Annotated in this window: 18 protein-coding genes and 1 pseudogene; 11 read left to right on the top strand and 8 right to left on the bottom strand. The window is 65.7% G+C overall.

Features of this window, described 5'->3' with window-relative positions; genetic code table 11:
* The first annotated feature begins 488 nt into the window (after nucleotides 1-488).
* The 4 genes from OG990_RS16205 (at nucleotide 489) to OG990_RS16220 (ending at nucleotide 8,349) form a co-directional block, all read left to right on the top strand.
* The gene (locus OG990_RS16205; protein ID WP_406081273.1) at nucleotides 489-2,138 is read left to right on the top strand and encodes an exonuclease domain-containing protein; all 1,650 of its coding nucleotides are present in this window, start codon (nucleotides 489-491) and stop codon (nucleotides 2,136-2,138) included.
* A gap of 1,811 nt (nucleotides 2,139-3,949) precedes the next feature.
* Complete coding sequence (locus tag OG990_RS16210; RefSeq protein ID WP_406081275.1) at nucleotides 3,950-4,939, top strand: ISAs1 family transposase; 990 nt, start codon at nucleotides 3,950-3,952, stop codon at nucleotides 4,937-4,939.
* Nucleotides 4,940-5,184: 245 nt separating this feature from the next.
* The gene (locus tag OG990_RS16215; RefSeq protein ID WP_406077840.1) at nucleotides 5,185-6,324 is read left to right on the top strand and encodes a low temperature requirement protein A; all 1,140 of its coding nucleotides are present in this window, start codon (nucleotides 5,185-5,187) and stop codon (nucleotides 6,322-6,324) included.
* 597 nt (nucleotides 6,325-6,921) lie between these two features.
* The gene (locus tag OG990_RS16220) at nucleotides 6,922-8,349 is read left to right on the top strand and encodes a hypothetical protein (protein ID WP_406081276.1); all 1,428 of its coding nucleotides are present in this window, start codon (nucleotides 6,922-6,924) and stop codon (nucleotides 8,347-8,349) included.
* A gap of 520 nt (nucleotides 8,350-8,869) precedes the next feature.
* Here OG990_RS16220 and OG990_RS16225 read toward each other — a convergent pair.
* Nucleotides 8,870-9,457 carry a hypothetical protein gene (locus tag OG990_RS16225; RefSeq protein WP_406081277.1) on the bottom strand — a complete coding sequence of 196 codons (588 nt, stop codon included), beginning with the start codon at nucleotides 9,455-9,457 and terminating at the stop codon, nucleotides 8,870-8,872.
* Nucleotides 9,458-9,991: 534 nt separating this feature from the next.
* Between OG990_RS16225 and OG990_RS16230 the strand changes: the two genes are divergently transcribed.
* Entirely contained in the window at nucleotides 9,992-10,999 is a 1,008-nt protein-coding gene (locus OG990_RS16230) for a pentapeptide repeat-containing protein (RefSeq protein ID WP_406081279.1), read from the top strand.
* Between the two features lie 250 nt (nucleotides 11,000-11,249).
* Here OG990_RS16230 and OG990_RS16235 read toward each other — a convergent pair whose 3' ends face one another.
* On the bottom strand, nucleotides 11,250-11,756 hold the full coding sequence (locus OG990_RS16235; RefSeq protein WP_406081280.1) for a hypothetical protein: 507 nt from the start codon (nucleotides 11,754-11,756) through the stop codon (nucleotides 11,250-11,252).
* 412 nt (nucleotides 11,757-12,168) lie between these two features.
* Nucleotides 12,169-13,284, bottom strand: a complete 1,116-nt coding sequence (locus tag OG990_RS16240) for an IS110 family transposase (protein WP_406081282.1) — start codon at nucleotides 13,282-13,284, stop codon at nucleotides 12,169-12,171.
* 660 nt (nucleotides 13,285-13,944) lie between these two features.
* Between OG990_RS16240 and OG990_RS16245 the strand changes: the two genes are divergently transcribed.
* The 3 genes from OG990_RS16245 to OG990_RS16255 all read left to right on the top strand — a co-directional run bounded on the left by OG990_RS16245 (nucleotide 13,945) and on the right by OG990_RS16255 (nucleotide 17,080).
* Nucleotides 13,945-15,762, top strand: a complete 1,818-nt coding sequence (locus OG990_RS16245) for an IS481 family transposase (protein WP_406081284.1) — start codon at nucleotides 13,945-13,947, stop codon at nucleotides 15,760-15,762.
* Nucleotides 15,763-15,824: 62 nt separating this feature from the next.
* Nucleotides 15,825-16,619 (top strand): DUF4259 domain-containing protein, encoded by a 795-nt coding sequence (locus tag OG990_RS16250; protein ID WP_406081285.1) that lies wholly within the window; start codon nucleotides 15,825-15,827, stop codon nucleotides 16,617-16,619.
* A gap of 320 nt (nucleotides 16,620-16,939) precedes the next feature.
* Entirely contained in the window at nucleotides 16,940-17,080 is a 141-nt protein-coding gene (locus OG990_RS16255; protein ID WP_406081287.1) for a hypothetical protein, read from the top strand.
* A gap of 74 nt (nucleotides 17,081-17,154) precedes the next feature.
* On the opposite strand, the gene OG990_RS16260 is transcribed toward OG990_RS16255, so the two are convergent.
* The 3 genes and pseudogenes from OG990_RS16260 to OG990_RS16270 all read right to left on the bottom strand — a co-directional run.
* Nucleotides 17,155-18,051, bottom strand: a complete 897-nt coding sequence (locus OG990_RS16260; RefSeq protein WP_406081773.1) for an RNA polymerase sigma-70 factor — start codon at nucleotides 18,049-18,051, stop codon at nucleotides 17,155-17,157.
* Between the two features lie 291 nt (nucleotides 18,052-18,342).
* Entirely contained in the window at nucleotides 18,343-18,927 is a 585-nt protein-coding gene (locus OG990_RS16265; RefSeq protein ID WP_406081998.1) for a hypothetical protein, read from the bottom strand.
* A gap of 79 nt (nucleotides 18,928-19,006) precedes the next feature.
* Nucleotides 19,007-19,540 (bottom strand): annotated as a pseudogene (locus tag OG990_RS16270) (NAD(P)/FAD-dependent oxidoreductase); the annotation flags it as partial.
* A gap of 92 nt (nucleotides 19,541-19,632) precedes the next feature.
* On the opposite strand from OG990_RS16270, the gene OG990_RS16275 reads away from it, so the two are divergent.
* On the top strand, nucleotides 19,633-19,944 hold the full coding sequence (locus OG990_RS16275; protein WP_406079150.1) for a transposase: 312 nt from the start codon (nucleotides 19,633-19,635) through the stop codon (nucleotides 19,942-19,944).
* Entirely contained in the window at nucleotides 19,941-20,867 is a 927-nt protein-coding gene (locus tag OG990_RS16280; RefSeq protein ID WP_406079151.1) for an IS3 family transposase, read from the top strand. Before OG990_RS16275 ends, OG990_RS16280 begins: the two co-directional genes overlap by 4 nt.
* A gap of 121 nt (nucleotides 20,868-20,988) precedes the next feature.
* On the opposite strand, the gene OG990_RS16285 is transcribed toward OG990_RS16280, so the two are convergent.
* Nucleotides 20,989-21,375 (bottom strand): DoxX family protein, encoded by a 387-nt coding sequence (locus OG990_RS16285; protein ID WP_406081289.1) that lies wholly within the window; start codon nucleotides 21,373-21,375, stop codon nucleotides 20,989-20,991.
* A 431-nt stretch (nucleotides 21,376-21,806) separates the two neighbouring features.
* On the opposite strand from OG990_RS16285, the gene OG990_RS16290 reads away from it, so the two are divergent.
* A complete protein-coding gene (locus OG990_RS16290; protein ID WP_406081291.1) occupies nucleotides 21,807-22,433 on the top strand; it encodes a hypothetical protein in 627 nt (208 codons plus the stop codon).
* Between the two features lie 88 nt (nucleotides 22,434-22,521).
* Here the strand turns inward: OG990_RS16290 and OG990_RS16295 are convergent, their stop codons facing one another.
* Complete coding sequence (locus OG990_RS16295) at nucleotides 22,522-22,983, bottom strand: hypothetical protein (RefSeq protein WP_406081292.1); 462 nt, start codon at nucleotides 22,981-22,983, stop codon at nucleotides 22,522-22,524.
* Nucleotides 22,984-23,225: the final 242 nt, after the last annotated feature.

The following is a 23,225-nucleotide window of genomic DNA, read 5'->3' on the forward strand; positions in this document are numbered from 1 at the left end:
CAGCAACTTTCACTTGGCGGCTGAGCTGCTGTTTCGTGGGTGTTGGTGGCCGTTGTCGGTCATGGTTGGTCGGCGTTCGACGGCCCGGCGGCGGCCCGGACGGCCCGAAGACGGCCTAGGTGGACCCCTCGCTTGTAAGTTCTGGGCGCTTCGTGCGGCGACATCCGTCCTCGTACGCGACCTCGGGCGACGATCCGCACTCCGCCGTCGGTGGCCGTCCTCGTTCGGGGTCGTTGCTGTCACCGTTGCTGTCGACAGCCTGAGAGCCGTCATCGGTTAACGCTGATCGGCGCTCGACACTTGCTGCCCAAGGAACTCGCGAAAGACCCGGCAGACGTGAGAGATGGCCCGCTTGTGGTCGTCATCGCTGGCAAGGCGCCGCCCTTCAGACCACGCATCTGTCCGAAAGCCGACGAAGAAGCTGATCACGCTTGCGGCCCGCGACGCGCTGTCAGACCATACGGCTTCGCGCTGAAGGCGGGGTTGCCGTGGGGATCTTGGACCGAATTCGTGGGCGATTGAGCACGACCAACACTCCACCTTTACCAAGGCAGCCCTCGGATGCTGGCCAGCACACTGCTCCCTTCGCCCCACCCGTAGGCGGCTTTGCTGTTGTCGACGTCGAGACCACCGGCTTGGTGGCGTCTAGAGATCGCGTGGTCGAGGTCGCCGTCATCGCTACCGACCCGTTCGGGCGGGTCGTGGACGAGTGGACGACACTCGTGAACCCGGGTGGCCCCGTAGGTGCCACCAAGATCCATGGGATCACCGCCGGCGAGGTCAGGAGAGCACCCCGGTTCGCCGAACTCATCGGCGAGATGAACGCCCGTCTAGCCGGCCGCGCCCTAGTCGCTCACAACGCCCGGTTCGACCTCGGTTTCCTTGGCAGTGAGTACGAGCGAGCAGGTTGGGCCATGCCCACTTGTCCACACCTCTGCACCTTTGAGGCGAGCTGGATCTACCTCCCACGCCTAGACCGTCGTCGCCTGTCCGACTGCTGCTGGGCCACTGGAATCCGGCTCGACAACGCTCACTCGGCACTCGGAGATGCGCGCGCAACTGCCACCCTGCTGATGTCTTATCTCGATCGGAACTTTGGGCGCCCCCCGGAGCCCGACCACCTCCACCTGCCCGCCCACGCCGCTGAGGTCACGTGGCCAGTGATCCCGCGTCAAGCTCTCAACGTGACCCTGCGACGCCCGGCTGGTCCTACGCCCGTACCGGCCGAGACTGGACTCGCCGCCCTTCTCGACGACCTGCCCTTGTCATCCGCAATCGAAGAAGGCGCACCCACCAACACAACCGGGTACCTGGAGCTGTTGGCGGAGGTACTGGAAGACGGGGTGCTGACGGACGATGAAGCAGCTTCCCTCGCGGGCCTTGCAAAGACCTACTCACTGAGCCGGGAGCAGGTCGATGCGGCTCACCGCGGCTTCCTCTTGGCGCTGGCACACAAGGCCATCGAAGACGGCAAGGTCACTCGCGACGAGCGCCAAGAGTTGCTCGCCGCCGCTCAGGCCATCGGCTTCACCGACGGGATCGTCAAGGCCGTTCTCGACGAAGCTCGCACCGCTCTCGCCGAGCAACGCGGGAAGGGTTGCTTGCCGCTGCCAGATTCATGGCTGCACGGCGAACCTCTACGCATCGGCGAGGGCGTCGCCTTCACCGGTTGCGACGAGCTGCTGCGCGCTCGTCTGGAAGGCCGAGCACAAGCTGCCGGCCTCCGCGTAACCGGCTCCGTGTCCCGCAAGACCGCCGTTCTCGTAACCGACGGGGTGGACCCATACACGACCAAGGCCCAGGCAGCCCGCGAGTTCAAGACGCGGATCGTGACTCCAGAGGTCTTCGCCGAGCTGGTCCACTACGTCCAGCCGGCAAAGACTGAGGCGGCAACTCGCACCCCGGCGATAACTGTTCCCTCGCCCACCCCAGCGACCACCGCACGGATGGCCGCCACTACGACAGACTCCACCCTGCCGGCTTCCGGCCCTACGATCCGTGCCTGGGCCCGAGCCAACGGGCTGCCAGTAGGGGTAAGGGGTCGGCTCGCTACCGAGATCGTCAATGCATACGCCGTCGCCCACAGACTCGACATGGACCCAACTGGTGGCACCGCTGCCCGCAACCCGGTGAGTTGAAGCGGAACTTAGAGCCGCTACGCCGCCACCAGCGGGAATGGCCCTCGACACCTGCTCACGGGGCGTCTCAGGCTGCCATCGTTGGTGGCTGGTTGACGACGTTTGACAGTGTCTTGTGCCCCCTGTGTGCCCCACACTGCCAGGAGCGGGCGATGCCGGGTCAGCATCGCCCGGCGCTGCTCACCGAGTCCGCCAGCGTGCGGCGCCCTTCCGTCGAGATGCACCGCCTTGGCTACTCGCCTGGCTACCCGGACACCGCCCAGAGCAGCGAATTAAGAGGCACGGCCGGAGCCGCTGTCCCCGGACTGCTAGCTGGGGCAACATCGTCCGCCTGGACCCGGCTCAAGTGGTCGTCGGTTGCACCGGTTGCTGTCGGGGTTGCTGTCGTAGCGGCACGCCTGTTGGCTACCCCGACGCTGGTAGGAGACGGCACGAAGGGGTCAAACCTTGCCCGGACCTGCTCATCCCGTCCGCCGGGATGCAGGCTCATCCGGCCGGAGGACATGGCCTTAGCTACTCGCCCCTGCGATCCGCGCACGAGGGGTTGGTGCCTGCAGGACAGCTTCGGCGTCAAGGACGTCACAGAACCTCCGGACCGGCGGTGACCTTCCATGACTGGCACTGCTCTGGTACTGATGGTCACAAGATCAGGACGGCGAGATCGATCGGGCCGCCAAGAGGCAGAACGAAAGAAGCTGGCATGGGTTGGTTGAACGGAGACAGGATTACCGAGTCGTATGGTAATGGCGCATTTGCGAGTGGTCCAGTCAGGCTGAATATCGATGACGTCAAAGAGATTTGCCAGGCCATCAAAGATGCTGGTATTAGCCCTATAAAAATTGAAGGGGCACCACTGAGCCGGTTCAACATGACACCTCCTCATCCAATAAATGATTTGGGACTTGCTAGCGCCGCAGAGGTATATCACGTCCGCATATGGGGAGAGGTGGATGCAACAGATCAGTCGACGTGGAAGCGGATTGACGTGGCCTTCTCGCCGGACGGCGTTCGCTTAGAGAGTCTGATTGCCCCCAGCGAACACCAGGAGCAGATAAGGGCGACCGCCACAAGAATTCGTCGTATCGTGGAGAACGCACCGCGAGGACCCTTGGCACCTGAACGGCGAGCAAGGATTTTGGCCGCCTGCCTTAACCTCCTATTGGCCGGCGCACTGGTTGCCTGCTGGATATGGCTAGCCTCGGAGTGGAGCAGTTGGCCTGGAAGGCTCTTGGGTGCAGTCGTCGTCGCGCTGGCGTTGAAGTCCGGCATGGTTCATAGGTCTCACCTCGAAACTCGCTTCCGGCAGAATCCCGGACGGTGGTGGCTTGACCAGACGTCACGAGCGGAAATTTACAGGGAGCGGGCGAATACACGACGAGACATTAAGGTCGGACTCTGGGTCGGACTTATTTCGGGAACCATTGGTACCACGCTAGGAGCAGTCTTGGCCTGGTGGCTGGGAGGAGACAAGTAACCAACTCCGCCGGCCAGCAGACACCAACTCACCCAGGGCCCCGGCAAAGTCGTGGCGGTGTCCGACTTGAGTGGACTGGAGCAGAAGCGCCGTTGTTGATGGCAGCAAGACGGGCATGACCCATTCAGAAGATCATCAAGGTTCCTACGCCGTGTTGATCGCCGAAGTGAGTCATGCCCGCCCTGCTATCATCGCTGATCTCGTCGGTGTCGCGTGCACCGGCACTGGCCGTGTCCGAAGCCGCTGGCGGACTGCTCGCAGCGCTGGCCGATCTGCCTGACCCGCGGGCCCGGCGAGGCGTCCGGCACCGGCTGACGGTCGTGGTGAGCGCTGCGGTGTGTGCGGGTCGTACACCGCGATCGCTGAGTGGATCGCCGACGTGCCGGCGGCGACCGCGCTCGCGCTGGGCATGGCCCCGGACCGACGCCCGTCCGAGGCGATGATCCGTCGGCTGTTGCAGGCCATAGACCCGCAGCTACTGACCGCGGCGGTCAGCGTCTGGCTTACCGGCCGGGCTGCTGCCGGCACGTCGACGTCCCGGCGAGCGATCGCGGTCGACGGCAAAACCCTGCGCGGCTCGCGCACCACCGACGCCGCGGCCCGGCATGTGATGGCCGCCTGCGATCAGGCGGTCGGCGTGATCCTGGCCAGTACCGACGTCGACGGCAAGACCAATGAGATCACCCGGTTCCAGCCGCTGCTCGACCAGATCGGCGACCTGCGCGACACCGTGATCACCGCCGACGCGCTGCACTGCCAGCGTGAGCACGTCGACTACCTCGCCGAACGCGGCGCGCACTGGATCCTGACCGTCAAGGGCAACCAGCCGAGCCTGCACAGCCAGCTCGCTGGCCTGCCCTGGCGGGCCGTCCCGGACGGCACCCGCGACACCGACCGCGGGCACGGCCGCCGCGAGATCCGCACCTTGAAGGTCCTGACCCTCTCCACCGGCATCGACTTCCCACACGCCGCCCAAGCACTGCAGATCCGCCGCCGCAGACGTCGCCTGGACCAGCCGAAACGCTTCACCACCGAGACCGTCTACGCCATCACCGACCTGCGGGTGCACCAAGCGAAACCGGCGCAACTGGCCACGTGGATTCGCGGCCACTGGTCCATCGAAAACAAGATCCACTGGGTGCGGGACGTCACCTACGACGAAGACCGCTGCCAGATTCGCACCGGAACCGGGCCCGAGGTCATGGCCGCCCTACGCAACGCCGCCATCGGCGCCCTCCGCACCGCCGGAATCGCCAACATCGCCGCCGCCAACCGACATCACGCCCGCGACAGCACCCGGCCCCTGGCCCTACTCGGCATCACCTGACGACTTTACCGGGGCCCTGAGCGGGCATGACTCTCGATTCAGACTCACCCAAACTGCTTGGCCCACCCGCCACGCCGCGTCAGCTCGTCACTCGTTGCGAGAACCCTGGGCATCGTCTTGTCGGCACCGGGAGGCGCGGCAGCGTGGTACGACTGCTTCAACGCTGCCACGAAGCCGACAGAACGGGCGAGCCGATGACGACGAGCCGGGCGGGCGAGCTGCTGCGCATGCCTGGGGATCCGCAGATGGCAACGTTCCTGGAACTGTTCTACGACCTGGCGTTTGTCTTCGCGCTCACCCAACTCTCGCACGCGCTGATCCAGGATCTCACCTGGAGCGGCGCCTTCCAGACGCTGTTGCTGCTGCTGACAGTGTGGCGGGTCTGGTTCAACACGGCGTGGATAACCGACAGGTTCGACCCGCAACAACCGGCGATACAGCTGCTGGTCATCGCGACTTTGGTGGGCACCCTGGTGATCGCGATCGCGCTGCCCGACGCGTTCGGCAGGCAAGGCCTGGTCTTCGCAGGGGTATTCGTCGCAATATTCATCGGCACCAACATCTTCCTCGTGATCGCCCTGCGGGGCCACGCACCGCGGCGCACCTCCGGGCGGATACTGTTCTGGTACGGCGTGGCCGCGGTGCCGTGGATCGCCGGGGCGCTCTCGCATGGGACGGCGCGTGTGGCGCTGTGGACACTCGCGGTGGCCCTGGACTACGCCGCATACGCGCTTTGCTACCCCGCGCCGGGGATCGGCCGCACGCCCCCGTCGGATTTGCCGACCGTGGCCGAACACCTGTCCGAGCGCTACCGGCAGTTCTACATCATCGCGCTCGGCGAGTTGATCCTGGTCACCGGACTGGCGCTTCGCGGCACCGCCTTCACGCCCGACCGGACCGCTGCGTTCCTCGTGACGATCGCCACCACCGTGCTGCTGTGGCGGATCTACATCTACCGCGCCGGGGAACTGGCGGCCGCAGCCATCAAAGCGGCCCCCGACCCGGCCCGCCTTGCCGGATCGACGTCATACGCCCACCTTGTCATGGTGGCCGGCATCGTCGTCACCGCCGTCGGCGACGAACTCGTCATCACCCACCCGTTCGGACATACGCAACCGGCCTGGATCGCCGTCATCCTCGGCGGACCCGCACTCTTCCTCGCCGGGCGTGCCGGCTTCGAGTACGCGGTCTTCGCCCGCGTATCCCGGGATCGGCCGATCGGCCTGGTCGTGCTGGCTGCCCTGACACCGGCGATGCTCCTCCTGCCGCCGCTGCTGGTCGCCCTCGCCGCCACCGCAGTCCTCGCCGGGGTCGCCATCTCCGACGCCACTCGCGCTCGAGCACATCCAGCCGAACCACCGTCGCCACCAGGCGCACCATCGTGACAGGTCGCGGGCAGCTACCCCCCGGTCCGATCCACACAGAATCCCGGCCGGCCGCCGGCTGTCCGCCGGCACGACTTTGCCGGGGCCCTGCCAACTCACCGCCGACGATCCCTCGCTTGTAAGGCGCGTCCGGCGATGGTCACTGCGTCCACCACCGTTCGGCACATCCGCGAACTCCATTTGGTCCGTCCGCTGCTGTTCGGCGGCGGTCGGCTGCGCTGATGTCACCTGATGATGTCAGACACGCGCTGACCCCCACACTGCCAGGAGCGGGCAGCGGCCGGTCAACCTCGTTTGCCCATGCTCAGCTAGTGCGCCGAGGTCCAGGTACGTCCGTCGGAATCCTCCGCCTTGGCTACTCACGTAGCTACTCGCACCGCAGCGGCGTCGGCTCCTGCGGCTGGGTGCCGCGATCCGCGCTCATTCCTCTTAAGACCACCCTTCAGTGCATCGCCGGCGTCGCCCAGTTGGCCGCAACCCCCTAGCCTTGGCAGAGCCTGGTCGAGTCGAAGCGAAACGAAGAGCCCGACCGGGCTACCATTCACGGTCCATCTCTGCGTCACCACCAGGCGGCATCAACGACCCGTTGGGAGAGCAGTGGAAGTTTCCCGAGCGAAGCTCGTAACCGACGCATCTGGCGACGTAATTGTCGAGCTTCAAACTGATGCAGCGCCACCAGCTACAGAAAGTCATGACCTGAACGTCACGCTTGTATCGCACGAGGAAATCGCTTCTGAGTTTTTCGCAAACCTCAACTGCAAGCACCAGGGGGAATTCTGGTTAGGTAAATTCAGGCCGGAGCCGACCAACTCACGACGCATCCTGGAGGTGACGTCTGTAAGGCACGCGAGCCAAAGCCTTCCTATTCGGTGCGAGGCGCTCTTTGTTGAGCCCGAGAGCCCGGGCGAATGGATCAATGGGGACGGCGCTTACGAGCAATTGGACGACGTCAAGGAGAGGCGTCGCCAACTCTTCGAGGTACCCATAAAGACAGAAGGCGCGGCCGAGGATTGCCCGTCGTTCCGGGTTGTGATGCTGGTAGACAACCTACTCTTGACGCGACCGCAGCTAGTGCCAGGAATTCAGGTCTTACCAATATCAGGACCGCTCGTTAGCGCAAGTAATATCGCTGCACTCAACTCTATTCTGGGATCATTCGGCTTTGACCAATCCTGGGATCCAAATCGGCTGCCACCCCATATCGCACAGCAAAGGCCTACGGCGGCTCTAGTTGCGCCGCACGTGCTCGCCCCCACTGGAGAAGAAGCACAGAGAAAGTGCGTAGGCCTTGCTCGGCGCCTACTCGATCTGTTTGCCTTGCGCAGGGGCGACACACCTCGCCTGCTCCTGGGGGCGATCGGCAGGAATCATGACGGGAGCGTGCTTCTTGAGGGCCTTTGGCTCGAAGGTGCCGGCTACAAAGGGAACCTGGCCGGGGGCTTCATCTCCGGAGAAGATCAACATGGGCTTCTCGCGCAATGGAACATGCTGGACACAAATCCACGGATCAGGCTATGGATCTCGTTATACGCGGATGCACTCGCCGATCCGCGGTGGGATTACCGGGCACTCCGGTGCTTCAACCTTCTCGAAGGCATAGCCTCTGAGATTTTGCCCCAGGCGGCCCAGGTTCTGGACCCTTCCGGTGCCCCCTTCCCTCAACCGAACGGGCGGCCCTACACAACCACCCATGCTAGGGGAAAGATCTACCAACTGGTATGCATGGTAACCGATGCCATGAACGAGGCTACGGGTAGCCACGTGCCGAATGCCCACGCCTCTACTGCCCCGTCACTTTGGGAGTGGATCGGGATGTGGGTAAGCATCCGCAACGAGGTCGCCCACACTGGTAGCTGGGATATCCCCGACGGTCAGACAGCCAGCGCAAAGCATGAGGCGATCAAAAGGGAAATAGAATCCATCGGGGGTGAGCATGGGTTCGCTGGCGGCGTCGAGGTAATCTTGGGGGTAATGATGCGCACCGTAGATAGCACCCTAATTGCTTTCTTGAGTGGGCGGCTCTAAAACATCTCGAATGCCGGGCGTTTCAGGTCCACGAACGGCAGTCCACGCTCGGCCCCTACCCGGTTCCCGGCCTCAGCCGCCTGCGTCCGAAGTGCAGGCGACACTTGGCGTTGCATTGATGGGCGGCGGGACCGTAGTCAATCAAAGCGGACGAGTTGACGCCTGAGCTGCTGTTACGCCTGGCATTGGTGGTCAGCAGTGGGCACTGCGGGTTCCCCTCCGACGGCCTGGGAACGGCATGATCTTGACCTACTGTCGGTCCGCTAGGCATGCATCGGCGATGCATCGGCCATCCCTGACCGTCACTCAGTTAGTCACCCGCGCGAGCTTCGAATGGCTCGTCGTCCGGCCGGGGTTGAATCCTCCCCATCGTGCCTCGGCGTCGTGACGCTCCACGAAAACGGCTCGACGGAGTGCAGTCCGGGGGTAGATTGCCCCGGAACAGACTCCATCCAGCTGTCGGCTAACGTGCACGCTTGCGGCCCGCCGGACTGCGATCGGTGCCCTGCCCGCGAAGCGCCTAGCCGCGTTTGAGGTGAGCGAACCGGGTGCGGGCGTCAAGCCGGCGCCGCTCGCGGGTCAGCCGCGCGTGCAACTGGTCGCGCATGGCGATCGCTTCCGCTTCGTTGAGGTCGTCGTTGCGTTCTGCGGGGTGCACACCGTTCATTCGTCGCCAGCTGATCTCCGTATCGAGGTCGGCATACGCCTGCTCCCAGTCAGCGACGCGTTCCTCTGCGGTCTCGTATTCGTCGACCGGCTCGGGCTCTAGCGACAGCAGGTAGTCATCGAGGCGTTGGCCCACCGCGCTAGTCTCGCCGCGAAGCTGCTTCTCCTTGGAAGCCAGCTCGTTACGCAGCGTGGGCAAGTCCTTCTCCAGCTGCTCGACCCGGTCGTAGAGTGCCGGGTCCGGCCAGCGCATCTCCATCTCCCGCAGGTTGCCGTTGGGCAGCACCCCGAGGATGCCAGCGATTACGATTAGCACGCCGAGCACGACCAGGGTGATCGGTGTACCCCATGGCCACTCGATTACCGTGCCGAGGATCCCGACGCCGAACACTAGGGCGCCGAACAGCACCAGCAAGACGCGGTTCGATCTGCTTAGCCGCATGTCCTGTAGCGTAGCGGGGGCGCCAAGCAGTACCGCCGGGCCGACCGGTAGACGTGGGCTTGCGGATGTCAACGAAGACATGACTCCTTGCCCCCCAGGCAACCAACACGGCCCCTTGAACTGCTACTTACGGCCCTTGACCTGCCGGGATAGTCCGTCACCGTCCAGGCTCGTCCGATGGCGTCCGCGCCGATCGTCACTCACTTTGTCACCCAGCGCGGTGGGGTCAGACGTTGAAGTGGAACTAAGGGCAGTCGGCGCGGCATCAGCGGCAACGACGCTTCCGACCTGCTCGCACCGCGTTTCGGGCGGCCACATGGCCGGCTGGACCGACTGGCCTATGGTCGAGCAGTGCCACGACGCCTCCTCTCAAGAGCAACTAGGTTGCTCAATCGGCTGCGACCCTGGTTGCGACTTGCTCGACCGCGACGCTGGTTTCGGCTTGCTCAACGCTGGCCTAGGTGGTCCACTCTGCTCGCCAGCGCCGGTGCAGTCGGTGTCGCGTTCTTTGTGGTTATCGTCGCGCCCGGATTGATGTATCCGTCCTTCAACGCCGACGACCTTCAGAAGGCAGGCGTGACCGGGAAAGACGCCTTCACCATGCAGAACGACCGGGCAAAATTGCAGAACGACGTACGCACCACTCTTCTCCAGGGACTGGCTGGTGTTGTTGTTGCGATCGGCGCATATGCAACGTGGAGGCAGGTCAGGAATTCGCAGGAAGTGCATTCAACGGATAGGTTCATACGGGCAATCGACCAACTTGGGCGGCCCGATAAAACCCTAGAGATTTCGCTTGGTGGAATTCTTGGACTCGAAAGGGTGGCCAGGGATTCATCTAGAGATAAGAGAAGTATCGGTGAGATCCTTACCGCCTATATAAGATCACGGGAACGCGAATTCGCAGACGCGGGGGATGTTGGCCTACCCAGCCTCGCACGTCGCTCACCTGACACACAGGCAGCAATCTCGGTTCTTGGAAGGAACGGTTTTTCGGACGTAAAGCTCTACGTCGAGGACGATGTTCGGGTCCTTGACCTATCGGGCACCGACTTGCGACACGCAGACCTAAGCAATCTCGATCTTCGGGCTGCGGACTTACATAGCGCCCGGCTGTACCGTGCGTTTGTGATCAGGGCCGACTTCTCCTATGTTGACTTCGGAAGTGCCGATATGGCTCATTTCATCGGAAACGCAAGCCGCTTCGACAACGCGTGGTTCCATAACGCAGACTGCACGGATGGCCATTTCGACAGCGCCGCCTTCAAGCATGCGATTTTACAAGGCGCAGATTTTCAGGGCGCACACCTGGTGCGGGCAGACTTTCGCTTCGCTCTTCTAGGAGAGGCTAATTTTAGCGGAGCAAATTTGCGTGAAGCGCGATTCGAGGGTGCTGTGGCGGATGAAACGACAGTGTGGCCAGCCGGATTCGATCCAAGTTCTGCGGGCATCCATCTGACAAGGTTCAACAGCAGACACACGCCGTTCACGCCAGCGACTACGTCTCCAGCGGAGCGACAAAGGCTCGCTGAGGGAGGTTGACCCCTTCGTCCCGAAAGAATGATCAGCCCTCGATGAGCTGGACGACTGGCCCTGGCGAGCTGCCGGGACAGCCCATTATCGTCCGTGGACGTCCGGCATCGGCCACCTCCGTCGTCACCCAGTTGGTCACTCAGCCGCCGGCCTCGGCGTCGGCTGGCCGTAGTCTCACATGCCAGTTGTGAGCGGCATCGTCGACAATGGCCCGATTCAGGTAGACGCCAACAGCCGGAAGCGGCCCGGACTATGTCCACTAGTTCCAATCGTCAGACACACCCAACTCGGAACGGATTGCGTTCATCAACCTTTTTTCCTGCCGGCGATATGACTCAAGGAATTCCTTCTGACCCTGTCTAGATTTGTCGCCACCCCGGTTTTTTTCAACACCCTCGGCAATCGTAAACCAAAGGGCTTGGACTTCGTTCCTTACGGGCTTGGAAGCAATCAGATCCAGTTCGTATTTATGTACCTTTGCTTTCCGCACCGCATCGGTAATATCCTTCCAGGCAACCTCACTATTGGTCCAGTTTTTGTGAACCACGGACATTCCGTTATCCATGTTTTGGATGAATTCAGCATAAATTCGACGACGCTCACTGTCCCATCGGCGGGCATCCTCGCGCCGCTGCTTCCGACCCTCGAGCAAGGCGGAGATAATCTGTGTAAGAATGGCGGCCAATAGGGTGAAACCGCCAACCAGCAACGGAGTCCACCAAGCCTGTTGGTTTACTTGCTGATGCATTCCAGCCCACCAAGACATTGATACAAGGTACATTCGCCACCATCCCGTCTGCCGCCGACCCGCCCATCTGGGGAGCGGGCCGCCGCCCGGCCCGCCACGTCATCCATGAAGGAGCGGGGCCGGTCAAGGCTGGGGTTTTGACTTGCTGACGTTGTTTTGCCCGTCTTCCGGCATGGGTTTTCGGGCAGGCGTGTGTGCGGCGTCGGGGTCAAGGCTGGGCCGTGGGCCCACCCCGGCAGGGGCTTGGCCTTGATGCCGGCGCCGTGGACGCCATGCTGGTGATGCCGGAAGTCGGTGTTGTGGGTGTGGTCGCGTCGCCAGGTTCCGAGCGATGCCGGAAGGGCAGGCCGAGGTTCGGCTGCCGGTCATCCATTCGCCCCGCGAGGGTTCGGGGGCATGGTGGTGTGCGACCGTGACCGGACGGGGTCAATCAAGCGGGCGGCCTCGCCGTCGGCCGACGGGGGCCAGACGTGGCACGACCACGCGTCCGGTCACGTCCGAACCTGTTCACGCCGCCGTCTGGGCCGGTGCGAGGGCACGGATGTGCCCGTCGCGCAGGCCGTAGTAGACGAGGGTGAGCAGCTTGCGGGCCACCGCGACGGTGGCGATATTGCCTCCGCGTCGCTCGGCGACGCGGGCGCGGGTGCAGGGTCAGCCAGCCGGCCGTGTGCGGGACGCCGTGGGCGGCCTCGACCGCGGCCCACCGCACCAGGGTGGAGCCCTGCTTGGTGATCCGTCCCCGGTGCACGACGAGGTCAGACTCGCGGTGCCGCGGGGTCAGCCCGGCCCACGAGGTCAGCTGCGCCGGGCCGGGGAACCGGTCGACCTCGCCGACCTCAGCGACGAACACCGCCGCCAGGACGGGGCCGACCCCGGGGATGGCCTGGATCGCGGTGTAACCGGCGTGCCCGGAGAGTCTGGCCCGGATCGGCCCGGCGACCGCGGCGATCTCGAAATCGACCGTGTCGATCAGCCGGCACAGCGAGCTCACCCGACCCCGATACGCGCCGTCCAGCGGTGCCCGGGACAGCAGCTCCCGCCCACCGACGCCGAACAGATCCGATACGGCGATGTGCACGCCCTGCTTGGCCAACACCGCGTGCACCGATGCCTTCAACCCGCTGCGCCACGCGACCAGCTTGGCTCGATACCGCACCAGCTCCCGCAACTCGCGCACCGCCGGTGGGGCCACGTATGCCTCAGGCAACCTGCCCATCCGCAGCAGATCCGCCAGGTCCGCGGCGTCACGGGCGTCGTTCTTCACCCGCCGGTAGGCGAACCCCTTCACCCCCAACGGATGCGCCAAATGCACCCGGGCACCGCCCGCGGCCAGCACATCCGCGGCCCAGTACCAGCCATACGTGGCCTCCAGCACCACCTCGGGACCCGGACCAGCCTTCGCGATCTCCAACCCCAACGCGACCGGGTCATTGTCAATCCGCACCGTCGCGAGCTTCTCGCCCGCCTCCGTCATCCGCACGATCACCGACCGACGGCGATGCAGATCGATACCCACGATCTGCCGACCGTCGTACTCTGCCTGCATGAGGGGCCTCCTTCGTCGTGAGACGTGAGCACCCCGAGCATCCCGCCCGGGACCCACGAGGAGCGAGGCCCCGCTCCTTCATGCCATCAAGCGGACCTTGACAGCTCGTACGGACGCTGGCGGGCCGGGTGGTGGTCTGCTCGGCTCGCCCGGGTCGTCGGCTGGCGGGATGGCCCAGCGCAACCACCGGCGGACCGCGACCCGCCGACGGACCCCCGACCATCTCGGAGTCGTTGCGCCCCCGCCAGAGGCGCGGTAACCGCGACCAACCCGCCGCCGCGATCCGCCGCGCGGACCCGGCGTGCCCTTCCCTGCGCCGCGCCGATCGGGCGCGGCCCGGCCGGCTGCCGGCCCACGAACCTCAACCACCCTCGGCGCTACCGTCAGCGGCGGCCCCTGGGCTTCCCGCTCTCCGCGCCAGCCGACGGGCGATGGCGTGGCTGGCCCCGACCGGCTAAGGGAGGGGTCAGACGCGCGCCCAGGCGGCGGCGCGTGCGGCCCGTCTCGGGCCGCCTTGAAGACGTACAGAAACTTTGCACAACATCGCCGGCACGCCGGTCCTGCCCCGGTTGATGGTTGACACTGCGGCCTCGGTTGACGTTTGACACCTGGTCGTCCCGGCGCTCTTCTCGTCTGTAACCCAGGCGGGAGGAGCACCGGGTGGGACTCGCGGAGTTGAGCGTCATGGAACAGCGGTTTCACGCCGTCATGGAATGCCTCGGTGGGACTCCGAAAACGGAGGTCGCCGCCCGGTATGGGGTGTCGCGGCAGACGATCCACAACTGGCTGGCCCGGTATGCCGCCGAGGGCGTCAAGGGCTTGGAGGACCGGTCTCGCCGCCCGCATGTCTGCCCGCACCGGGTTGACGCCTCCACGGAGGCGCTGGTGTGCGAGCTGCGCCGGGATCATCCGCGGTGGGGTCCGCGTCGGCTGCGGTTCGAGGCCGGCCGTCGCGGCGTGACTCCTGCCCCGGCTCGGGCGAAGGTGTATCGGATCCTGCGCCGGAACAATCTCATCCCAGCGGTGCCCCGGAAGCGCCGGCGGGAGGACTATCGGCGGTGGGTACGTCCAGAGCCGATGGAGCTGTGGCAGATGGACATCGTCGGTGGTGTCCTCCTCGCTGACGGCACCGAGGCGAAGGTCGTCACCGGCCTGGATGACCACTCCCGCTACTGCGTGATCGCCACGGTGGTGCGTCGGGCCACCGGCCGGGCTGTGTGCGCCGCGCTCGCCGCCGCCCTGACCCGGTTCGGGACGCCGGGTGAGGTGCTGACAGACAACGGCAAGCAGTTCACCGGCCGGTTCACCAAGCCCCGCCCGGGTGAGGTGCTGTTCGAGCGGATCTGCCGAGAGAACGGCATCGTGGCCCGCAACACCAAACCCCGCTCCCCAACCACCACCGGCAAGGTGGAACGCTTCCACCAGAGCCTGCAGGGCGAATGCCTGGCGGGACGGGTGTTCGCCACCGTCGAGCAGGCCCAGGCCGCGGTAGACGCGTTCGTCGCCGAATACAACTACGACCGGCCTCACCAGGGCATCGACGACGCCTTCCCCGCCGACCGATTCCACCGGCCCACTCCAGGCCGGGACCGGACCGTGGCAGAGGCTCTGCCGCTGCACCTGCCGTCCGGGCTGCTGCCTGCCGCGCCACCGGCCCCCAGGAAGCCAGCGCCCGTCGAGGTCGACACCGCATCGGTGACCGTGTCCACCGGCCATTCCCAGCCGGTGCAACTCGTCCGGGTGGTGCCACCGTCGGGCAACCTGACCGTCGCCCAGCAGCAGGTGTGGCTCGGCCCCACCCTCGCCGGCACCCCACTCACCATCTGGGTCGACACCGACCAACTGCACGTCCTGACCGCCGACGGCGCCCGCATCAAGTCCAGCCCATCAAGGCTGTCCCAACGCGACCTCGCCCGCCTCCTGGCCGAGGGCGGCGCACCCGCCGGGCCACCGCCATTGCCGCAGCCCGAGCCGCAAAACACCGCCGTCGAGGTCGACCGGATCGTCAACGCCTGCGGCGGCATCAGCATCGCCGGCCGGCCGATCAGCGTCGGCATGCCCCTCGCAGGACAGCGGGTCCGGGTCCGCCTCGACGGCATCCTCCTGCACGTCGTTGACGAGGCCGGGCAGCTGCGCCGCACCCTGCGCTGCCCCTTGCCGCCCACCGCGCTCGGCCGCATCCGCGACGCCCGACCCGCTTCCCCAATCCCACCACCGGCCACTGCCCCCACCGTCGAGCGGGTCGTGTCCATCAACGGCAGCATCCAAGTCGCCGGACAGAAGATCCAAGTCGGAAAGGTCCACGCCCGCAAGCTCGTCACCGTCGCCCTCGACGAGCACATCATTACCGTCTACGACGCGGACAGCCCGATCAAAGCCGTCCCCCGCCGCAGCACCACCGACCTCAACCGCACCAGGGCCAAACACCAGATCATCACGGGCGCAGATCCGGGCATCAGATCTCGCAGCCCCAGGTGACGCCGAGCAGAACCTGTGGCAGGTTGACCAGGCCCGCAAACGTGAAGGCATGGGGGTGACCAATGGGCGCCTGGGGGCCTGGCCTGTTCTCCGACGACACGGCATGCGACGTGCGCGACGAGTACCGCGAAATGCTCGAAGACGGCGTGGACGACGATGAGGCCACGCAACGGATGCTCGACTCCTACGCCGATGCGCTCGACGACCCGGACGAGGCGACGTCCGTCTGGCTGGCGCTGGCCGTCACCCAATCCAAGCTCGGCCGCCTCCACCCCACGGTTCGCGACCGCGCCATCGCCGCCATCGACAGCGGAGCCGACCTGGCCAGATGGTCGGACACTCCTCGCCTTGCCGCCAAGCGCCGCGACGTCCTCGAGAAGGCACGTGCACAACTGACCGGCCCACAGCCGCAACGCAAGAAGGTGCGCCGGCCAAGCCGCCACGTCACTGACCTGCAACCCGGCGACGTTCTCAGTCACCGCGCCGCCAACGGCAACCTGGCCCTGTTGCGGGTAGCCCGGATCGACGTCGAACGGCACTCCGTCGCACCCGTCCTCGTCGCCCTCGACTTCACAGGCACCAGCATGCCGACCCAACCGGAACTCGACAGCCTCGCTGACAAACCCCAAACGCCATTCAAGCTCGACGGGCGTCCCCTGCCCTCCTGGGCCAGCGCCAGCTGGCTGGTCGCCGTCAACCAGCGGGTCGACTACAACGCCGCCGGATTCCACCGCGCTGGACGCACCATCGCACGGCCAGGTGACCCGACATTCGACACCAGGACCTACACCTCCTGGCAGCTGCTGCAACGCGAACTGGAACGCACCCTCACTGACGCGCCGGTACCCGAGCCGTGACGCCTACCATCGACCCAAGCACCTGACCTATTCGATCATGACCCCCGGCGTCAAACATCCTGCGACGCCGTTCCGTCAACCATCATGCGAGACCAGGCATCGCCGGCACGCCGGCACGCCGGCACGCCGGCACGCCGGCAGTCCGCTGTCGTACCCCGGTTGATGCGTTACACGTTGACTCCGCTTGATGGGTTACGCGATCCCCCGGCTCGCCGGCTACCGACTGTGAACCCCGGTGGTCTAGGACGCGGATGCGGCAACATCCGCTTCTGCCGATGAGCGGATGCCTTCGCTCGGGTGCTCGGCACTATCGTGATCGCATGATCATGGTGCGGAAGCTGAAGGACTACTTCGATGCCCTCGACTGGGTAACGCACCTGATGACGGAGATGCCGAGTGAGTCCCTGGGATTGCTACTCCCTGCGACGAATTCGATGTCCGGAGCCTGCTCGGCCACCTGATCGGCACAACACCAGCCGCCGCGCGCTGCCTCGGCGTTGCACCTGATCCCAGGTGGCTATTCCGCGACCGGTGTTCATCGCAGGGTAAGGGGGGTCTCGGCTTCGACGCGGGTCAGCTTCTCCGGGTTGCGGACGTAGTAGAGGCCGGTGATGCTGGCGTTCTCGACGCGGATCGCCATGACGCCGTCGATCTCGCCGTCTAGGCGTACGAGGAGTGCCGGGTTGCCGTTGACCACGGTCGGTTCACCGGTGAGCGTGCCTTCGACCTTGCCTAGACCACCGAAGAACATGCGGACCACCTTCTCAGCGCCGGTGATCGGCCGCAGTGCGGCCTGCTTTACGCCGCCGCCGTCGCTGACAAGGACGACCTCAGGGGCGAGCACGTCAAGGAGGCCCTGCAGGTCCCCGGTTTCGAACGCGCGCTGGAACGACTCCAGAGCCGCCCGGGTCTCGGTCGGGGAGACCACGTCGCGAGGGCGTCGGGCATCGACGTGCTGGCGGGCGCGGTGGGCGATCTGGCGGACGGCCGCGGGGCTCTTGTCGACGGCGGCCGCGATCTCGTCGTAGCTGACATCGAAGGCCTCGCGCAGCACGAAGACGGCGCGCTCGGTCGGCGACAGCGTTTCGAGGACGATCATGAGCGCCATCGACACACTCTCGGCGAGTTCGACGTCCTGGGCCACGTCCGGCGTGGTGAGCAGCGGCTCGGGCAGCCAGGGGCCGACATACGCCTCCTTGCGGCGCTTCATGGTGCGCAGCCGGTTGAGCGACTGCCGGGTCGTGATCCGGACCAGGTAGGCGCGCTGGTCGCGCACCTGCGCCACGTCGACCTTGACCCACCGCAGCCAGGTTTCCTGGAGGACGTCTTCGGCGTCGGCCGCCGATCCGAGCATCTCGTATGCGACGGTGAAGAGCAGGTTGCGGTGGGCGACGAAAGTCTCGGTCGCCGCGTTGGTGGCGTGGTCGCTCATCTCTCGATCCTCTCCTTCGCGGCCGGCCCCTGGTTGCCGAAGGCCTTCAAGCGTGCATCCACACAAGGTCCTTTTCGTTGGTAGCCGTTCGATCTGACCCACCTGTTTGATGCGATCGAGAATGGGACACCACCCGGCGCACGGCTGTGACACACCGAGCTGCCGACGATCCGTTGCTCAAAGGGCCGCCGATGAACGCATGCGTGCAGCGGCCCCCGCAATAAGGGCGCCGCCTCACGACATGCAGACCAGATCCGGTGACGGTCGACCAGACCGGCCACGAATGCCCGGCTAGGCCGCCCGCTCAGCGGTGGCCGGCGCCTCGCCGCGCTTGGCCCGCAGCAACTCCTGGCGCTCGTCATCCTTCACCCAGGTGAGCGAGCCGGGCTTGCGTGCCTCGTCCGCCAGATGCTTGATGGTGTGCTTGCAGACGAACTCCTTGAGCTTCGCGCCCGGGCCGCCGCCGATGTACAACCCGTTCGCGGTGTCGTCCTTGGAGGCGAACTGGAAGATACCGGCGCGACGACCCAGGCTGATGCACTGGCCGAAGAACCCCAGGTTGATGGGCACGGGCTGCTCACCCGCGAGCCGGCTGAGCACCGTGTCGGCGGCGTGCGCGCCGATCCTCGTGGCGGCCTGGCAGCTCATCCGGAACGGCAGGTCCGACGGTGCCGCCGAATCCCCGGCCGCGACGATGCGCACGTCGTCCACGCTCGTCAACGTCTCGTCCGTGAGCAGGCGGCCCAAGGCGTCGGTGCTCAGCCCGCTGCGCGCGGCCAGGTCCGGCACGCCGAACCCGGCGGTCCAGATGGTCACCGTGCTCGACAGCTCGCGGCCGCCACTGAGCTGCACGGCATCGCGAGTGACAGCCGTCACCGTCGCGTCGGGGCCTTCCGAGCACGGTCACACCGAGCCTGGCCAGCCGCTTGGCGACGGAGCGCCGACCCCGCGCGTGCAGGTACGGGCCCAGCACCCCGCCGCAGACCAGGGTCACGGTGCGGCCCGCCTCCGCCAGCTCGGCGGCGGTCTCGATGCCGGTCGGACCGACTCCGACCACCGTCACCGGGGCCGTTGCGGGAGCGGCGTCGACGACAGGCCGCAGCCGCTGCGCCTCCTCAAGGCTGGCAATCGGGTAGGCGAACTCGGCCGCTCCGGGCACGCCCGGGTCGGCGCTGCCACTGCCCACCGCGTAGATCAGGTAGTCGTAGCCGACCGTGCCGCCCGTCGCCAACGTCACGCTGCGCCCGGCCGCGTCAATACCGTTCACGGTGTCGACCACCAGCCGAACGCCCTCGCCCAGGACGTCTCGGTAGTCGACGACCGCGTCGTCGGACCCGCCCACCAGCTGGTGCAGGCGGATCCGCTCGACGAAGGTCGGGCGCGGGTTGATCAGGGTCACTGTCACGTCGTCGCGCTTCGTCAGGCGATTAGCCGCCAACACACCGGCGTATCCGCCGCCGATCACGACCACATCAGTGTTCCCAGTCATGGTGTCTCCTCCGTTTCAAGGGGTTCTGAGCCACCCCCGCTTTCATGGAGCTTCTTGATCATGGTCTGATGGCCGTGGGGAGGAAGTCGTCCGTGGCAGCACCGAAGAAGTACCCCGACGAGCTACGTCAGCGCGCTGTGCGCTTGTACCGCGAGTCGGACCCGAAGCCGGTGATCCGGCGCCTGGCCGAGCAGCTCGGCGTGCATCATGAGGCGTTGCGGAACTGGATCCGGCAGGCCGAGGCCGACGCGGGTGAGCGTTACGACCGGCCCACCAGCGAGATGGCCGAGGAGAACCGGCGGCTGCGCAAAGAGGTCGCCGAGCTGCGTCGGGCGAACGAGATCCTGAAGGCGGCGAGCGCGTATTTCGCGGCGGAGCTCGACCCGACCCGGCGACGGTCATGACGTTCATTTATGAACACCGTGACCAGTTCGCGGTCGCGCTCCTGCTACGGGTCCTGAACATCGGCGCCTCGACGTACTACGCGTGGGTCAAGCAGGCCGAACGGCCCTGCGACCGCGATGTGGTCGACTTGGGGCTGATCTCCAACATCCACGAGATCTGGGCCGCGTCCGGGCACACCTACGGCGCGGACCGTGTGCACCGGCAGCTACGCCGTGACGGCATTCGCGTCGGCCGCAAGCGGGTGGAGCGGCTGATGGCCGACCAGGGCTGGCAGGGCGCGTTCCTGCGCCGCGGCTGGCGCGGCGGCTCCACGAAGCAGGATCCACGGCACACGCTGGCGCCGGATCTGGTCAACCGGCAGTTCACCGCCGCCGGGCCGAACCGGCTCTGGGTCGCCGATGCCACCCGCATTCCCTGCGGCGAGGGCGTGTTCTGGCTGGCCGCGGTCCGCGACGCGTTCTCCCGCCGAATCGTCGGGTGGAAGACCTCCGACCGCTGCGACACCGACCTGATCCTCGCCGCCCTCGAATACGGCATCTGGTCTCGCGACGTCCGTGACGGCCAGTTGATCCATCACAGCGACAGGGGATCGAACTACACGTCTTTCCGCTTCGGGGAGCGCTTACAGGACAACGGGATTCTGCCGTCGATGGGCTCTGTCGGCGACTCGTTCGACAACGCGCTGATGGAGAACTTCTGGTCGACGTTGAAGATCGAACTCGTCTACCGCACGAGCTGGCGGACCCGCGACGAGGCCGAGAACGCGATCTTCGCCTACATCGACGGCTGGTACAACACCCGCCGCATCCAGAAGGAACTCGGCTACCTCAGCCCCGACGAATACGAGACCGCCTGGCATACCCGCCAGCACGACCCAGCCGCGCCACCTATCGTCACCCCTGCGCCAGCCGGCAGCAGGTAACCACCGCTCCATCAAAGCGGGGGGAACTCAGTTCGGCCTCAAGACACCGCGTGCCCGATCGTTGTGACATGCGTGAGACAGATCACTCCACAGGCGTGGGCTCGGCACGCGGAGTCGTCGTTCAGCCGGTGAAGGACTCGGGACCGAAGCGGCCCCACGCGATGAATGCCGCAAGAGCGAGATAGATCGAGACCACCACCACGACCTTGGCGCCGTCGTGGTAGCGCACATGGGTGATTACCGCGCCGACCATCAGCAAGACCCAGCAGACGGCAGTCACCGGCACCATGACCGGTGCGATGTCGACCACGGCGGGCAGGATCAGGCCAACCGCGGCCAGGAGTTCGAGGACCCCGAGGGTCTTGAAGAAGCCGACGCTGGCGTCTTGGTACCATGCCGCGCCAGGGATCCCGGCCAGTTTCTTCTTGGGCACGAACGTCTTGGTGATGCCGCTGCCTAGGGCGACTAGGGCGAGCAGTCCGGCGGCGATCCACAGTGCGAGGTTCATGAGGTTCTCCTTCGTTTCTAGGGGTTCGGCCTCAAGACACCGCGTTTTCGATCGTTGTGACAGTGCGTGAACCAGGTCACTCCACAGGCGTGGGATCGGCATGCGGAGCCCTTACGGTCGGAGCTGAGGCCTGGTCCCGTTCCAGCTCGGCCTCGTCGACTTCAAGGTGGACAACATCTCCCCTGAACAGCCCAGCGGCGCAACCCCGGAACAGCGGTATGAGGGCTATCTCCTACCCACGGCCGACGGCCTCCGGTTCGAGCCAGCCAACCGATGATTGAGACGCCGTGACGTCCTCCGTGAGGCGGGCCGGTATCCGGATCTGCCGCGATCCGCGCGTTACGCAAGGTGACCTCGGACGCTGCCGATCGGTGTCCGGAACTGCCGATGAGCGGACGTTTGGTTCTGGGGTGTGCCGGTAGGGTCCGCTCGTGGATCCGTCATGGGTTGAAGCTGGAGCCGTGTTCCGATGGCCGGACCGCGACGGGCTGATGCGTGCACTCGTACACGACGGTGCTGTCGTCATGTACGACGCCTGGTGGTCGCATTTGGGCAACTGGGGACTGGCGGACCCTCAGAAGGTCAAGCAGGGGCGTGTCAGCTACTACGTCGTGCACAGTTCCGTGTTGGCGGAGAAGGCAACGTTCGTGCGGTCGGAGCCGTTGACGGCCGACGAGCGGGCGGTCCATCGTCCTGACCTCCCGTTCGCCGTCGCGCAGAGCGCCAGGCTGTCTTGGCCGGCCGAGGTGTCGCAGACACCGGCCTGGGCTGCCGAGTTCTGCGCCACCACCGGCCGCCTGGAAGGTGCAGGGTTGCAGACGCCCGAGGTGTACCTGTGCCCGTTCGGTCCCAAAGGCGGCTCGAAGGCGGGTGTCCGCGTGCGAGCGGACAACGGGACCTCCTTCACCGCCGAGGAATTGATACGGAAGGCCGCTACCATCCAGGCGCCGAACGTCGGGGATGCAGTGCCGGTGCATGGAGTCGGGATCTACCGACTGGGACTGCAGCGCGGTGTCCCTGCCTTCTACCTGTGGGGAGTCGAGAGCAGGATGCTGTGATTCCGTCCGGCGGCGTCGTCGAGCCCGCGCTCTCATGCTGCGTCGCGCGCGACCACGCCGATTTTGCTGGTAGACGACCTGCTCGCGGTCAGGTGCTATAGAGCCCGTCCCACGGCTCGGAGAACCCGAGACCGTCTGGGTACAACTCAACCCAGTCGCCCCGCTCGACATCGGATTCGTCGATCAGACCGAACGTGACACCATCGTAGAGCATGTGAAACGGCCGGATCGAGACGTCGGTGAACTGGCGGTCAGACAGCTGATCGAGCAGTGCCGTCAGGCGGCGCTCAGCCTGCTCGCCGAGTTCGCCTCGCAAGTTCGGGGCGATGCCGATCAGCGAAATCTCGGATCTGCGGTGACGCCCGTCAGCGTCGAAGAGATGTAGGTAGGCATACCACCGGATGCGTTCCCGGCCCATGTCAGGCTCGTGATCGTCATCGCGGCGGGCGCCGTGCACCGCCGCGTAAAACTGGCCGTCGGCGTACCGTCCGATCGTGTCTGTGCGGTAGCCGGGTTCGCGCGCTATCGGGATGAGGTCTGGGGCTGGCATGCTGGCGAGGATAACGACCAGTGAGTGCGCTCTTCTGCCGCTGACCGCGCGTTGCTGGTGGGCACCATCCATCGCGCACCCCGTCAACAGGCGGCGGATCAGTCACACGGTGTGACGACCAGGCACTACCGGCCGACGAACTGTCACCCATCAACTAGAATAGATGCGTAACGCATCAACTGGAGCCTGACATCGCCGGCAGTCCGCCGGCAGTCCGACATCGCCGGCAGTCCGATGTCCGG

Origin of the sequence: Micromonospora sp. NBC_00858, from assembly GCF_045207365.1 — a bacterium.
Lineage (GTDB): Bacteria > Actinomycetota > Actinomycetes > Mycobacteriales > Micromonosporaceae > Micromonospora.